Raw genomic sequence first — 12876 nt, 5'->3', positions numbered from 1 at the left:
ATTTTTCAGGCTGTCTCGCGACAACTTTGCTCCGATTTTCAGAGGTTTGTAAATCGGGGCAAAGTTGTCGCGAAATCGGGGCAAGGATCCCGCGACGCCAAGACGTTATCTATATGTAGGGCGCCCAGTGGGCGCCCATACCATATGTGGTGTTGGCCTGGCGAGCTCGCTCCGTGGCCCAGGATCCGCTGCAAGACCGCCCCACAAGGACGACGCAGATGGCAGGCAAGCCCCTGAACAAGAAGAACCTCGTCGACCTTGGCGCCGAGACCCTGGCCGATCTGCTGCTCGAGGCGGTGAAGGGCGATGCGGCGCGCCAGCGTCGGGTGCGCATGGTGCTGTCCGCCAACGATGGGCCGGAGGCGATCGCCGCGGACGTGCGCAAACGCTACGCCTCGATCCGGCGGGCGCGCAGCTACATCTCCCGCAAGGCGCAGACCAAGCTGGCGCAGGAGCTGGCCGAGCTGACGCAGCTCATCGAGACCCGCATCGCGCCCGACGCCCCGGATGCCGCCTTCGACCTGCTCTGGGCGCAGCTTCACCTTGCCCCGGCGATCCATGAACGTACAGATGACAGCTGGGGGACCGTGGGCGAGGTCATGGACAGCGCCATGGAGGCGGTTTCGCGCCTCGCGCCAAGACTTTCCACCCCGCCCGAACCACTGGCCGAGGCGATCTTCGAAGCCATCGCGGACGACGGCTACGGCGCGTTCGACCAGGCCGTACCGGCGCTGGCCGAGGCGCTCGGCACCGCAGGCCTTGCCCGGCTCAAGTCCCTCGCCGAAGCGGCACGCGCGGCGCCCCTGGCCGAAGACGACCTGGCGCGGTACGCCTTCATCTCGGACCGCGAGGCCCGCGAAGCCCGCGCCCTGGCGGGCCGCAACCGCACCGCCGAGATGATCCTGCAGGACGTGGCCGACGCCGAGGGCGATGTGGACAGCTGGCTGGCGCAGTACACCGCCGAGCAGCTGACCTATCACACCATTGCCCCCTCAGCCGCGCAACGTCTTCTGGCGGCCGGGCGCCCCAAAGACGCCCTGGCCCTGACCGAAGCCGCCCTGCCGGGGGGTGCCAATGACGACGATGACACCCCTGACCTGGACGAGGCGCATTTCGCCTGCCTCGCCGCGCTGGGGCGCCGCGAGGACCTGCGTGCCGCCCTTTGGCAGCGCTTCGAGCGCTGCCTCTGCCCCACCGCCCTGCGCCGCCACCTTCGGCTACTGCCCGACTTCGAGGATATCGAGGCCGAAGACGCTGCGCGACAGGTCGTCCTGGCCTTCCAGCCGATCGAGATGGCCCTGTTCTATTGCCTGCAGGCCCCGGACCTGCCGCTGGCCGTCGAGCTGATCGAGACCCGCATTGCCGAGATTGACGGCGACGCCTACGAGGTCCTCACCCCGCTGGCCGAAACGCTCGCGCCGTCCCATCCCCTTTCCGCGGTCCTGCTATGGCGGGCCATGGTCGACTTCGCCCTCGTCCGGGCGCGCTCGGGCCGCTACGGCCACGCTGCACGGCACCTGGCGGCCTGCGGCGCTGCTGATGTCGAGATCCTCGATTATGGCAGCCACCTGTCCCACGCGGACTACCTTGAAGCGCTCAGACGCGCCCACGCCCGCAAAGCGGCGTTCCTGGAACGCGCCGGGCTGGTGTAGGGATGGGCGTGAGGGAGGCATGGCGGCGGGCCCTTCCAGGGAAGACCTGTCCTGCAAGCTAAAGAGCACGTACGGCCCGAAGCCGACCTTGATCGCCACACCCGCCGCCGCAGTGCAGTTTCACCAAACCAGCCGTTTGTGCATCGCGCAGCATTTCAGGCACATGAAGGTCAGCAGTGCGGACGAAGCTGCCGTTCGTAGATACCGACAGGGAAAATGGTCGAGGTGTTTCTCAGCTCCGAATGATTTGCGACGTAAGCAAATCCCAGTTTCCAGCTGCGAAGCGGCCGCGTTGTTCATCGGGCAGTCCGGAACCATCTAGGAAAGTGCAAATGACCTCCCGGCTCACGGCTTGGTAGGGATAATCTGTGGAGAATAGCAGACGTTCCGGGCCCACGATCCCAAGGGCGCGGCGCATGTGCTCGTGGGACAGCATACCGCTCGCGCCTAAATAAAGATTGCGACGCAGGTAGGCCTCCAGCGGCTGCTGAAGACCGGAAACGCGATCAAGGATCTGCAAGCGGTCGACGTAATACAGGACAAGCTCGCCCCAATGCCCGAGGATGATAGGCAGGTCGGGGTTTCGATCAAAGAGCCCCGACAGCAACAGCCGCAGGAACTGGACCCCAGCATCCAGATGCCAGCCTATCGCAAAACCCGAAAGCGCCATCTCCACGCGATCCCCGAGGCCGTGGAACCAGGCGTTGCGTACCCCGTCCGGGGCCACGCGGGGATGCAGCAGCATGGGTATGCGGCGCCGACCGGCAAGATCGAAGACTGGTGCGAAATCCGGGTGGTCAAGGTTGCGCGCGCCCGCGCGCCCGCAGAGCATGGCCCCCGAGAATCCTAGCTCGACGATGCATCTCTCCAACTCTTGGATCGCGGCCTCCGGACAGGCCATCGGCAAGGTGGCCATGGCCTCGAACCTGTCCGGATAGCGCATGATCGCCGCGGCCATGGCGTCATTGACCCGGCGCGCCATGTCGACGCTGTCCGGCCCAAGGTCATGCAGGGCCGGGGTTGTCAGCGACAGGACCTGAACGTCGATCCCGGCCGCGTCCATGTCGGCGATACGGCGTTCGGACAAGCCTAGCAATCGCGGACCGATGTCTCCGACTCCGTGGTAAGCAACGCCTGGGTCGCTCACCTCGAGGCCGAGCGCCTGCCAAGCCTGCGCAACCTCGGCCGTCATCATGTGTTCTTCGGTGGCAATGATCCTCATGGCGTCACCAGGGCGTGCAGCGGCGTGCCGGCTTCCTGTCGGGCCGTTCCCGTGACGTGCCAACCACGGGTGACAAACTCTTGGGCCAGGGCATGACCGATCCCGCGCGTGGCTCCAATGATCAGAATACGTTGCATGAAGGCGTTCCATTTCTGGTTTGTTGCAGGTGCATTTCACCTAGGGGGCGCCTTCTGCTTGCGCCATACGCGCTGCCATCAAGAAGTTATTGCGTTGGACGCACTGAGTATCCATCAATTGGCGATGACCAGACCGGACCTAAACCTCTTTCGCGCGCTTGATGCGCTTCTTGCCACACAAAGCGTGACGGAGGCAGCCGCGCGGTTGGGACTGAGCGTTTCTGCCATGAGCCGCTGCCTCAGCAGGCTTCGCTCGATCACGGGGGATCCGTTGTTCGTGAGGGCCGGCGCACGTCTGGTCCCGACGCCGCGCGCAATGTCACTGGCCCGCCGGGTACCAGGCATATTGGCCGATATCGAATCCGTTCTGGCGAGGGATGACGACACTTTCGATCCGGCGACGCTTGATCGGACCTTTCAGCTGCGCGCGAACGAGGGATTTATCTACCGCTTCGCCGCCCCCCTGATCGCGGCGATGCAGTCGGATGCGCCGCTGGCACGATTGCACCTCGCCCCGAAACCTACCAAAGATGCGACCGCCCTGCGCGACGGCGTGGCAGATCTTGAAATCGGTGTTCTAGGCGATTTCGCGCCGGAAGTTCGGACCCGAAAGCTTTTCGAGGATGACTTCATCGCAGCCGTGCGCCCCGGGCACCCTCTGCTTGCGTCGCCTGTCACGCCTGCACGCTTCGCGGCCGCCCTTCATGTGGTTTCCTCCCGTCGAGGTCTGGCTGTCGGGCCGGTCGATGCCGCCTTGGCAGAGCTCGGCCTGACGCGCCAGGTGGTTGGCATCGTTCCGGGCTTTCCGGATGCGATGGAGGTTGCGAGCCGCTCTGACCTTGTCGCGCAGGTTCCACGCTCGGTTCTCAGGCGCAATCTCGTGGGGCTTCCCTTGCCGGTTCCGGTTCCCGGGATTGCCGTGTCGGCGATGTGGCATCCAAGATTCGAGACCGACCCGGAACAGAGATGGTTCCGCAAAGTGGTCATCGCCACGATCCTTCGGATCCAGGCTGGTAGCGACTGACCTCTGAGTCGGAAGCGCGTTTCCAGTCGAAAGGCCGGAGCCGCTTTGGGCTCGGAGCTGACCTCGGATGCGACGCAGCACCATGTGCTACAATGTCTTGTCAACGTCGGGTTGTCGATGTGGGAGGGCGTGGTGGATCGGAGGATCCATCATGGAAACACCAAACTTACCCGCCATTCGCGCACTGCGTCCGGCCTGGAACAAAGGCCGGATAGTCGGTCAGAAACGGCCGCTCAAGCCCAAACACGTCTGGGCAATTCGGGTCCGGCTGGAGTTGGCCGAGAACCACCGCGATCTGGCCCTTTTCAACCTTGCAATCGACAGCAAGCTGCGCGGCTGCGATCTGGTGAAGATGAAGGTGGTCGATGTCATGGCGTCCGGTCAAATCAAGGAACGCGCGTCGGTTCTGCAAAGCAAGACCCGGAAGCCCGTCCGCTTCGAAATCTCAGAAGGCACCCGCGCATCGCTGGCACGGTGGATGCGGGAGCCGCTCATGATTGGGTCCGAATACCTCTGGCCCGGGCGCTTTCACGAACGCCTTCACATCTCGACCCGTCAGTACGCGCGGATTGTCCGTGTCTGGGTGACATCCATTGGTCTGGAAGCCAGCGCCTATGGCACGCACTCGATGCGCCGAACGAAGGTGACCCAAATCTACAAGAAGACGGGCAACCTGCGGGCAGTCCAACTGTTGTTGGGCCATACCAAGATGGACAGCACTGTCAGGTATCTTGGCGTTGAACTTGAAGATGCGCTGGCTATCGCCGAAGCTATCGAAATCTAAACGCTTGGGCCGTCTTCACTGACGGCCCAGAGCCGACCTTCATGCCTAGCGTTGGTGCCACATTGCGGCTTCCCGAGACCGGCCATTCGTGCATCGTGCAGCATTTTTTGAAGGGCGAAGGTCGGCAGTGCGGACTTTGCCGCCGTTCGCTCGACTGCTCAGATTACGCTGCCCCTGAGCAGACACGCGTGAGAAAGGCGGACGGAGCGGGCGCTTTTCCAACCCCACTCACCACGACGTGCCGCCACTTCTCCGACTATGCCTTCTCCTCGATGATCTCGGTTTGCTCACCCACGAGGATGAGCGTGTTCTCATGGTCGAGGAAGGTTTTCTCGTCGGGGAAAACCTTCTGCTCATAGGTTTCTGACCCGAGCACGGTTTTCATCCCCTCGGGGCTGTCGAACCAGATTTCGGCGGTGCCATCGAAGTCGGCCTGCGGGACAGGAAATTCACCTTCGGTCGGGTGGGTCTGGATATAGCGAAGCACATGGGTCTTCGCCTCCGGGATCGAACGGAACAGCGGCCCGTGCGTTTCGCGATGGTGCCGCACGAAGGCCGCGTGATCGATATCCGGATTGCGCTTGAGCAACATTGTCATCTTTATCATGGTCTTGGTCCTTCAGGGTTGTGGGGTCCAGCGGGGAGCCGGGGAGTCCGTGGGCAGGTCGATGCCGCCGGGATAAGTCAGCAGCTCGAACAGCGTGCCCCAAGGGGCTCGGCCGTAAATGCCTGCATTGCCGTCTTTGTCTTCGTTGTTGGCCAGCGGATGCGGGCCCTTCAGGAGTGTGCCGCCAGCGGCCGTGAAAGCGGCGCACGCCGCAGCGATGTCGTCGACGTAGAGGCCAAGATGCGTGAGCCCCAGATCCTGAAGACGCGCAGGATCGGACTGTGCCCCGCCTTCCATGCGGAAGAGTTCGAGGCACGGCCCATTCCCGATCCGCACGAGGCGCATGTGGATGATCCGCGTGTCCGGGGAGAGGCCAAGTTCTTCCTGCGGACCCTCGCCTTCCATGTCGGGCCCGTCCTCCGGCAGCACGTCGTAAAGCGTTACCGCCCCGAAAGCGTCGGACAGGAAACGGGTCGAGGCCTCGATGTCTGGCACCGTAAGGCCCGCATGGTCCACGGCCCGAATGCCCGGGGCCGAGACCTGTGCGCTGGCAAAGCTGGCGAGGTCGGTCACGGACGATGCGCCTCCGGTGGCAACCTCCGCGAGGGCAGCATTGAACTCCTTGGTGTGGGGCTGGGCCAGATGCGCTTCAAAGGCCGCGTCGTCGCGATATTCCTCGAGCATCAGCACTGCACCGCCACCTTCGCTGAAGGCCTCGAAGCGGATGTTGCCCGCCTCGCGGCGCACCTGCCGGGCCAGCGTCTCCACCAGTGCTGCCAGCCTTTCGGTCTGGCCGACCTTGGGCGTGGCCCTTGCGATCATCGTGCGTGTCATGGTCGTCTCCGTCTTGGGATGCTGCGCTGCGGCAGTCACTGGGCCAACCCGTCCCCGACGCGCGCCGTTCCCTTGGAATCTGGAACAAGTGAATATTTCATCTATATTTATACAAAACTTCAGCGATGTGGAACTTTGCTCGATGATCCAGTCCGTCACCCGTGCCCTCGAGATGCTCGATACGATCGCCCATGCAGGCGGTGCTGCCTCTCTCGGAGAGATCGCCGAAGGGGTGGGCCTGAAGACGACGACTGCACATAACATCCTCAGAACCCTCCAAAATGCAGGCTACATCCGACGCCGCCCCGGCGACATGCGCTATCATCTCGGGGATCGCATCCTGAACCTTGCCCGGGTGGTGGGCGATGACGATGCCCTGCGCCGCCGGTTGCGCCCCGCTCTGGAAGAGATGGCGACCCGAACCAGTGAAACAGTATTCCTCGCCGTCCCTTCCGGTGACGAGGTTTACTTTCTTGACGCGATCGAGAGCCCGCGCACGCTGCGCGCCTCTAGCCAGCGCGGGGAGCGCCAGCCGATGGCAGGCTCGGCCATCGGTCTTCTCTTTCTAGCATTTCTTCCGGCCCTGCGCCGCCGGATGTTCGAGGTCCACGCGCCCCGCATCGGCCCGGGGATCGCGGCCGAGATTGACGCCATAGCCGCACAAGGCCACGCCCTTGACCGAGAGAACTGGTGCCCCGGCCTCAATTGCGTTGCCGTTCCTTGGCACGACGATGGCGAAGTCCGCGCGGGCTTCGGTCTCGCCGGACCGAGCAGCCGCCTGACTGCCACGCGGCTGGACGAGATGGCGCAAATCATGCGCGAACTTGCATCAGACGCGTCCGCTCCGTGTCGGGGCTGATACATGTCGCAAAGGGCTCAAACCTGCCGTTTGCTGCGACTGTGAACGTTGTTTGGTTCAGTTTTGCATGATGATGGCTGCTATGCAGGACTTTGCTGTCGTTGCGTTTCCTCATTTGAATGTCTGCTCTTTTTCTCTTCCGAAAAAGAGGGCTTAGGCCCAACCTGGCAACGCGACGCAATCATGGTTTGATCGTCACAAGAAGGACGATCAGCGACAATAGGGCCAGCCCGACAAACAGGAACAGGCCACCCGTGGGTTTTGCGTCACCCCCGTTGTCCTGAACCGCGCGGCGCAGTTTTCCGACCAGAGCACCGTGCAATCCCGAGAGGCCGAGCACGAGCACAATCTTCATCCCCAACCATGCTGATGTAAACCAGCCGCCCTGAACCCCAAGCGATATGCCGAGAAGCAAGGCGAGGATCATCGCAGGAGACGACACCGCCCTGTCATAGGCCCGCAACGGTTTCATATGGATCAAGGCTGGATATCGCAGGGCAAGAGCGACGGCGGCCATCCCGCCGAGCCAAACGAAAAGTGCAATCAGATGTGCGGCTTTAGTGAGGTCGTAGAGCATTACTTTTGTTCCATTTTTCGGCGCAACCAGCGCTCATTCACAAAGCCGCCGAACGGAATCATCGCACCGACAAAAAGACGCGCGGCCCCTGTCCAGCCGATCAGACCTTCCGCCCAGGATCGGATCACGAACCAGAGGAAAATCATGAAGGCCAATCCGTGGAGCGGCCCCATGACAGCAACGAGTTGCGACACACCTGCAAAGTATTTCAGTGGCATCGCCACGCAAAACAGGGCGAGGAGCGTCAGAGCCTCGAAAATAGCGGCACGCATAAGGCCAATCATGAAGGATCCTCCGAATCTCTCTGTGTAAACGTATGTTTACTTTACGGCGAGACTTGACGTGTGTAAACAGTTGTTCACACGGAGATGATATCAATGAAAAAAGCCAGCATCGTAAAAGACCGCGCCGCGACCGAGACCCGCATTCTCAACGCGGCCCGCGCCGTGTTTGCCCGACGCGGATACGATGCAGCTGGATTGCGCGAGATTGCGGAAGCGGCCCAAGCGAACCTATCGCTGATCAGCCGGTATTTCGGCGGCAAAGTGGGTTTGCTGACTGCGTTGACAGATCAGTTCGTAGCGGGCCGCCGAGAGGGGAGGTTGTCCTATCCGCCGCAGGATACCTTGGAAGACGAGATATACAGTTACCTGCACGAAAAGCTACGCGACGATCTGAAGGACGAGGACATCGTGCGGCTGATCGTCAGTCGCGCCGCTATCGATGCCGAGTTTCGAGAAAAGGGGCGTGTGCATTCCGATGGTCTCGCGGATGAAAATTTTCGATTCCGTGTCAGACGGTTACAGGATAACGGCAAAGTTTCACCAGATATGGATATCGACTTGTTATTCGCTGGGGTCATGCATGTGTCTTTCTCGGTGAATTTCTTCGGCGCGATTGTTGCGGGGCGTCCAGACACGGAAATTGAGGCACTCTTCCATGGGTTTGCGGCAGCATTGGCGCAGGGGTTTCCGGGTCGGCATTAAAGGGCGCGTTTGGCGCATGTCGCGGCAAGAGCTACCGCGCAGGCAGGGGGGAATGTCGGCTTTGCACTATGAGAACCAATAATCGCGCACTTGCAGCGAAGGTCTGCAAACCGCCCCTAGTGCTGCTCACACGACCGGCTCCAGGACATCACGCGGCGGCGCCGCCACGTTCTCGCCCGAACTAGGCGACTGATCGACATGGAAGGGCGGAGAGCGGCCGTTCGCTGCGTTTTCCAGCAAGGACCGCTTCGCGGGACCTTGCTTCCATTCGCCTTCCAGAACCGAAGGTCTGCTTCAATCGAATTCAGACACAATCCAATCAACGATCCGTTTGATGCGCGTCTGGCCCAAATGGTCCTTTGCCCACGAGATATAGAGCCCATCATCAGAGGGGCCGGGATCGATCCAAATCTCCACCAGTTTCTTTGACAGAAGATCGTTCTCCACCATGTAAGTCGGCGCGATGGCAATGCCGTGACCACCGATAGCAGCATCGAGAGCCAAGGCAGATCGGTCAAAGTTGAGCAGTTTGTGTGTGTCACCGTACCCGGTTTCCTGGATCAGCTTTTCCCACCGCCGATGCGCATCCTGAAGTAGCGGCAGCGTCAGCAACGTCTCCAGCCCCATTGGCCAATCCGGTCGCAGAAAATCAGGACTGCATACTGCAACCAGGCGGATATCAGCCAAGCGGTGCGATCGGTGAGCTGGATTCATGTCGCGGGCTTTGCCCGGCCAAATCGCGATTTCGTTCCGGCCGAGACTGCGCGCCAGAATCTGCTCGTGGACCTGTGTGGTCAGGGATACGTTCGGAAATTTGGCCGAGAAAACGTCCATCCGGGGCATCAGCCATTTCGTTGCGGTGGACGACCCAAGGTGAAGTGTGATGCGATCACTGTCCTCGCCGATGCTCACCAATGCAGTGCCCAGTATAGCGAGCGCTTCTTCCATCGCTGCATGACAGCGCTCACCCTCCGGGGTCAGCGAGACGCCGCGTGCGCCACGCACGAGAAGAACCACCCCCAGCTCGATTTCGAGCTGCTTGATCCGTTGAGAGACCGCACCACGCGACAGGTTCAGCTCCTCAGCCGCGCGTTGCAGGTTCCCGTGCAATGCGACGACGGAGAACACTCGAAGCGCATTGAGGTTCACGTTCTTCATTCGATACCTTTGAGGCGATAGTTTTTCTAAACGATGCTGTAATTATCTTGCTTTGTCAATTCAGTGCAGGCGGCCGATACAAACGGGCAAGCAGCACTAGCTAAACGAGACCGAGCAATGACCCAGATAAACCGACCAGCGACACCTGACGACATTCCGCGCCTGGTCGATCTTCTTATGCTAGATGCGCAGGAACGTCATGCAGAGGATGCCATCCTCTGGAAGATGGCAGATGACGCGCCCACGCAGATCGAGAAGGCGCTGACATTTGCGCTGACGGCCGAGCAACAACCCTTTCGACAGTTTTGGCATGTCGCGGACGATGGGGGTCAGATCACGGGTGTCATTCATGCTATGATGCTGCCGGTCCCTCCAATCTATGCAGGCCCGTTCGGCGAGCCGGGACTGATCTTGCCAGACTCCTTCGTTGCTGCCAATGCGGCGAGCGGCACTGTTGACGACCTATTGGTCGCAGCCGAGGACGCACTTCACGAAGCTGGTGCGCGGATCAAACTGGCATCCTACGTGGCGGGCGAAGCTTGGCGAACCGCGTTTGAGGCGAGCGGCTATGAGCCTCTGACACTTTATCTGTCGCGCAGTGATCTTGGCGATCAGGGAATGCCAGTCGGTGTTCGACAAGCGACGGAAGACGATATTCCGGGTATCGTTGAGTGCAGCGCCGAGAACCGGCAGGTTCTTTTTGACATCGACCCGTTTTGGGAAATCCATCCTGACGCTGATCCCCGATTTTCGGTGTGGATGACGCGGAGCCTAACGCTTCGCGATCGGGACATGATGGTTCAGGGCGAGTCCGAGGATTTGCAGGGCTACATCATCGCACAGCCCGCCTCACGGCTGCACTTTCCCCCTGCCCACAACATCACGGGGACGGGAGTGATTGACGATTTCTACCACTCTGAACTGGCCAACCCGGTGGCTCTCAACCACGGTGGTGAGGGTGCGAGCGCGCTATTGCGAGCGGCTGAGGCGGCATTCGTGAACCGTGGGATAGGAGCCGCGTTTGTCGTCTGTCCGGCGGGTTGGGCTTCCAAGATCGAGTTGCTGGAATCTGCTGGTTACGAGACCGCAATGGTCTGGTCTATCAAGCGATAGCAATCCGCAAAGCAGCCTTTGGGGTGTTGTGCGGCATTCGGTCAAAGTGGACTCGAAGCCGACCTTAGCTGCGCAGCGTGTGAAGGTCCGGTCCGGGCCGTATGTGATTATGGGAGCGAGGCGCCCAGGATGCACGCCGAGCGACCGTAAGTCCCCGTCGAGACCAGCATAGACATTGCATGCTAAGCGCCGCTCAAGCCCAAGTTACCTTGTCGCAAGAGGTCGAGGAAAAGCGTGACGCGTTGGTCGGATGGCGTCGTTTTGAACAGAAGGCGTGACAGCCGGGGAACTATGGCGACCAGCCTCGCGGTATCCTTTCGCCAGGCAAGGGCGTGCAATCCCCTGTGCGTGATTCCCCAAAGACGCCAGTCGTACATCCTATGCGGAAAACACTCGCCCCATCGCGCCACCATAACGGGAGGCAAACATCCCTCCGACTCCCCACTTGGTTGCGTATCGAAGAAATTTCATGCCGAACTCCGATGCGAGAACCTGGTCCGATGTCATGTCATGGCGAGCCAGGACTGCGGAAACAGCGCGTCGAAAACTCTCGGAGCCTATTGTTTTCGCAAGACTTTCTTTTTTCCATCCCGCCCACCTTTGCCTAAAGGCACCGCGGAACACGCGCGTTCATCCTGTACCCCATATAGCCCGCCCTGCTGCCTCTCCGATGCGGCCGGGATGGCTCCCTCATGCACTGGACTTGAACATGCAACGCGCCTCACCCACCGCTGCCACATCCTCGAGACCGGAAACGACAGCTACCGCTTCAAAGCCAGCTCCGAGACAGCGAAAAAGAAACGGAAGGATACAGCGCCATTGACCACGTCATGAACCAGAAGACATAACAAACGGGCGGGTCAGTTCTCGGTGACAATGCTGGGTCAGTTCTGAGTGACATCCAACAGGCCATTCGCCTCGTATGCTCGGTATCGCCGCCGCAATCAGTCAGTTTATGATGCTATCGCCCTAGGTGATTGATCCCACGGTTTGATGGTGAGATCTTTCCTATGTCTTGGAAGGAAGCACTATGGGACAAGTTCGTCACGTGAGCGCCGCGACCACGTGCGCCGTCAAAGCTACAATACAGCGATCGCAAGCTTCGCTAGCGCAGTTGAGCAAGGAACTGAGCATCAATCCCAAGTCCGTCGCGAAGTGGCGCAAGCATGCGACGGTGGAGGATCTGGAGACTGGGCCTGACCTGCCCCCCGCCCTGCGATACTTCCTTCGGCTGGACATTCATTAAACTGGGAAGACCCGGAAGCCTTCAAAGCAGAGGTTCTGGCGTTTCTGGCGGACGTTGACGTTCCGAGATGGCAAAGTTCTGAGGTGGGGGCGATAGTCGGCGCCCCAACACCCAAGTCCGCCTGCGCCATTGATGCGCTTTCCTTTGAGTCATTTGGCGGAATCCCCTGACCGAGATGGCTGGGAGAAGCTGCTTACTTTGCACTACTCCTTAGTCACGAGCCCTTGGAATGGAAGGCGAGGTTATTCGTCGCATTCCGGGCCTTCAGCGCCTGAAGATGATGGCGAAATGTGCGTCGGGCTTGTAACACGCAATAATGGAATACCGCGCACGCCATATCGTAACCACATTGTTCGCCGTACTGCTTCTGGCAGTCGGTAGCATCGCTTCCGCACGGATGATGGCGCCTGATGAAACCACGATCATGCGTGCCGAAGTCGCAGCGCTTGGTCTGTCCCTTGACGACATCTGCGGTGACCATCTCGGACACGAGCATCACTGCCCGTTCTGCCATCTGACCCCGGATACGCCCTTACCGGCTCCAGTCGGCATCTGGCGCGTTTTCATTCCGAGCACCGGCTGGAAGGAGAGCGCGCCTCTCTATCGCGAAGCACAGGCACGAAACCACTGTCATGCGCCTCGTGCCCCTCCTGAAATGAGCTGAAGTGGCAATACCG

At 60.7% G+C, this 12876-nt stretch carries 14 protein-coding genes and 2 pseudogenes; 9 read left to right on the top strand and 7 right to left on the bottom strand.

The genetic code is table 11. From position 1 onward, the window contains the following. Window positions 1-218: 218 nt before the first annotated feature. Window positions 219-1652: a DUF6880 family protein gene (locus tag PSAL_RS16415; protein WP_196941873.1), complete on the top strand. Its 1434-nt coding sequence runs from the start codon at window positions 219-221 to the stop codon at window positions 1650-1652. A gap of 232 nt (window positions 1653-1884) precedes the next feature. On the opposite strand, the gene PSAL_RS16410 is transcribed toward PSAL_RS16415, so the two are convergent. Both PSAL_RS16410 and PSAL_RS16405 read right to left on the bottom strand, forming a co-directional pair. Further along, window positions 1885-2847 (bottom strand): amidohydrolase family protein, encoded by a 963-nt coding sequence (locus PSAL_RS16410; protein WP_196941872.1) that lies wholly within the window; start codon window positions 2845-2847, stop codon window positions 1885-1887. 23 nt (window positions 2848-2870) lie between these two features. Then, on the bottom strand, window positions 2871-3011 hold the full coding sequence (locus tag PSAL_RS16405) for an SDR family NAD(P)-dependent oxidoreductase (RefSeq protein WP_119840380.1): 141 nt from the start codon (window positions 3009-3011) through the stop codon (window positions 2871-2873). Between PSAL_RS16405 and PSAL_RS16400 the strand changes: the two genes are divergently transcribed. After that, on the top strand, window positions 3010-4035 hold the full coding sequence (locus PSAL_RS16400) for a LysR family transcriptional regulator (protein ID WP_196941871.1): 1026 nt from the start codon (window positions 3010-3012) through the stop codon (window positions 4033-4035). The two genes, PSAL_RS16405 and PSAL_RS16400, sit on opposite strands and share 2 nt — an antisense overlap. A 151-nt stretch (window positions 4036-4186) precedes the next feature. Further along, entirely contained in the window at window positions 4187-4819 is a 633-nt protein-coding gene (locus PSAL_RS16395) for a tyrosine-type recombinase/integrase (protein WP_119840569.1), read from the top strand. Window positions 4820-5075: 256 nt separating this feature from the next. Here the strand turns inward: PSAL_RS16395 and PSAL_RS16390 are convergent, their stop codons facing one another. Beyond that, on the bottom strand, window positions 5076-5417 hold the full coding sequence (locus PSAL_RS16390) for an EthD domain-containing protein (RefSeq protein ID WP_269212608.1): 342 nt from the start codon (window positions 5415-5417) through the stop codon (window positions 5076-5078). A gap of 21 nt (window positions 5418-5438) precedes the next feature. Next, window positions 5439-6260, bottom strand: coding sequence for an antibiotic biosynthesis monooxygenase (locus PSAL_RS16385; RefSeq protein ID WP_196941869.1), 822 nt, complete (start codon window positions 6258-6260; stop codon window positions 5439-5441). Between the two features lie 142 nt (window positions 6261-6402). Here PSAL_RS16385 and PSAL_RS16380 point away from each other — a divergent pair, with 142 nt between their 5' ends. Then, the gene (locus PSAL_RS16380; RefSeq protein WP_119838557.1) at window positions 6403-7119 is read left to right on the top strand and encodes an IclR family transcriptional regulator; all 717 of its coding nucleotides are present in this window, start codon (window positions 6403-6405) and stop codon (window positions 7117-7119) included. A gap of 181 nt (window positions 7120-7300) precedes the next feature. Here the strand turns inward: PSAL_RS16380 and PSAL_RS16375 are convergent, their stop codons facing one another. Next, window positions 7301-7696 (bottom strand): CopD family protein, encoded by a 396-nt coding sequence (locus tag PSAL_RS16375; protein WP_119840377.1) that lies wholly within the window; start codon window positions 7694-7696, stop codon window positions 7301-7303. After that, window positions 7696-7980, bottom strand: a complete 285-nt coding sequence (locus tag PSAL_RS16370; RefSeq protein WP_119840378.1) for a DUF3817 domain-containing protein — start codon at window positions 7978-7980, stop codon at window positions 7696-7698. Before PSAL_RS16370 ends, PSAL_RS16375 begins: the two co-directional genes overlap by 1 nt. Before the next feature lie 93 nt (window positions 7981-8073). Between PSAL_RS16370 and PSAL_RS16365 the strand changes: the two genes are divergently transcribed. Next, window positions 8074-8682: a TetR/AcrR family transcriptional regulator gene (locus PSAL_RS16365; RefSeq protein WP_196222847.1), complete on the top strand. Its 609-nt coding sequence runs from the start codon at window positions 8074-8076 to the stop codon at window positions 8680-8682. Window positions 8683-8976: 294 nt separating this feature from the next. Here the strand turns inward: PSAL_RS16365 and PSAL_RS16360 are convergent, their stop codons facing one another. Then, window positions 8977-9840 carry a LysR family transcriptional regulator gene (locus PSAL_RS16360; protein WP_119838385.1) on the bottom strand — a complete coding sequence of 288 codons (864 nt, stop codon included), beginning with the start codon at window positions 9838-9840 and terminating at the stop codon, window positions 8977-8979. Window positions 9841-9957: 117 nt separating this feature from the next. On the opposite strand from PSAL_RS16360, the gene PSAL_RS16355 reads away from it, so the two are divergent. The 4 genes and pseudogenes from PSAL_RS16355 to PSAL_RS16345 all read left to right on the top strand — a co-directional run bounded on the left by PSAL_RS16355 (window position 9958) and on the right by PSAL_RS16345 (window position 12863). After that, a complete protein-coding gene (locus PSAL_RS16355; RefSeq protein ID WP_119838386.1) occupies window positions 9958-10953 on the top strand; it encodes a GNAT family N-acetyltransferase in 996 nt (331 codons plus the stop codon). 717 nt (window positions 10954-11670) lie between these two features. After that, a pseudogene (locus tag PSAL_RS16350) lies at window positions 11671-11787 on the top strand (ATP-binding protein); the annotation flags it as partial. A gap of 196 nt (window positions 11788-11983) precedes the next feature. Continuing rightward, window positions 11984-12160: pseudogene (locus PSAL_RS19420) on the top strand (IS481 family transposase); the annotation flags it as partial. 355 nt (window positions 12161-12515) lie between these two features. Then, window positions 12516-12863 carry a hypothetical protein gene (locus PSAL_RS16345; RefSeq protein ID WP_119838387.1) on the top strand — a complete coding sequence of 116 codons (348 nt, stop codon included), beginning with the start codon at window positions 12516-12518 and terminating at the stop codon, window positions 12861-12863. Window positions 12864-12876: the final 13 nt, after the last annotated feature.

The organism is Pseudooceanicola algae (assembly GCF_003590145.2).
GTDB classification, from domain to species: Bacteria; Pseudomonadota; Alphaproteobacteria; order Rhodobacterales; family Rhodobacteraceae; genus Pseudooceanicola; species Pseudooceanicola algae.
This window is presented reverse-complemented; position numbering and strand designations above follow the sequence as displayed.

Bases quoted from the DNA above. Each gene is read 5' to 3' on its own strand.
- PSAL_RS16415 (WP_196941873.1), top strand. From the start codon at position 219: ATGGCAGGCAAGCCCCTGAACAAGAAGAACCTCGTCGACCTTGGCGCC.
- PSAL_RS16410 (WP_196941872.1), bottom strand. From the start codon at position 2,847: ATGATGACGGCCGAGGTTGCGCAGGCTTGGCAGGCGCTCGGCCTCGAG.
- PSAL_RS16400 (WP_196941871.1), top strand. From the start codon at position 3,010: ATGAAGGCGTTCCATTTCTGGTTTGTTGCAGGTGCATTTCACCTAGGG.
- PSAL_RS16405 (WP_119840380.1), bottom strand. From the start codon at position 3,011: ATGCAACGTATTCTGATCATTGGAGCCACGCGCGGGATCGGTCATGCC.
- PSAL_RS16395 (WP_119840569.1), top strand. From the start codon at position 4,187: ATGGAAACACCAAACTTACCCGCCATTCGCGCACTGCGTCCGGCCTGG.
- PSAL_RS16390 (WP_269212608.1), bottom strand. From the start codon at position 5,417: ATGACAATGTTGCTCAAGCGCAATCCGGATATCGATCACGCGGCCTTC.
- PSAL_RS16385 (WP_196941869.1), bottom strand. From the start codon at position 6,260: ATGACACGCACGATGATCGCAAGGGCCACGCCCAAGGTCGGCCAGACC.
- PSAL_RS16380 (WP_119838557.1), top strand. From the start codon at position 6,403: ATGATCCAGTCCGTCACCCGTGCCCTCGAGATGCTCGATACGATCGCC.
- PSAL_RS16375 (WP_119840377.1), bottom strand. From the start codon at position 7,696: ATGCTCTACGACCTCACTAAAGCCGCACATCTGATTGCACTTTTCGTT.
- PSAL_RS16370 (WP_119840378.1), bottom strand. From the start codon at position 7,980: ATGATTGGCCTTATGCGTGCCGCTATTTTCGAGGCTCTGACGCTCCTC.
- PSAL_RS16365 (WP_196222847.1), top strand. From the start codon at position 8,074: ATGAAAAAAGCCAGCATCGTAAAAGACCGCGCCGCGACCGAGACCCGC.
- PSAL_RS16360 (WP_119838385.1), bottom strand. From the start codon at position 9,840: ATGAAGAACGTGAACCTCAATGCGCTTCGAGTGTTCTCCGTCGTCGCA.
- PSAL_RS16355 (WP_119838386.1), top strand. From the start codon at position 9,958: ATGACCCAGATAAACCGACCAGCGACACCTGACGACATTCCGCGCCTG.
- PSAL_RS16345 (WP_119838387.1), top strand. From the start codon at position 12,516: ATGGAATACCGCGCACGCCATATCGTAACCACATTGTTCGCCGTACTG.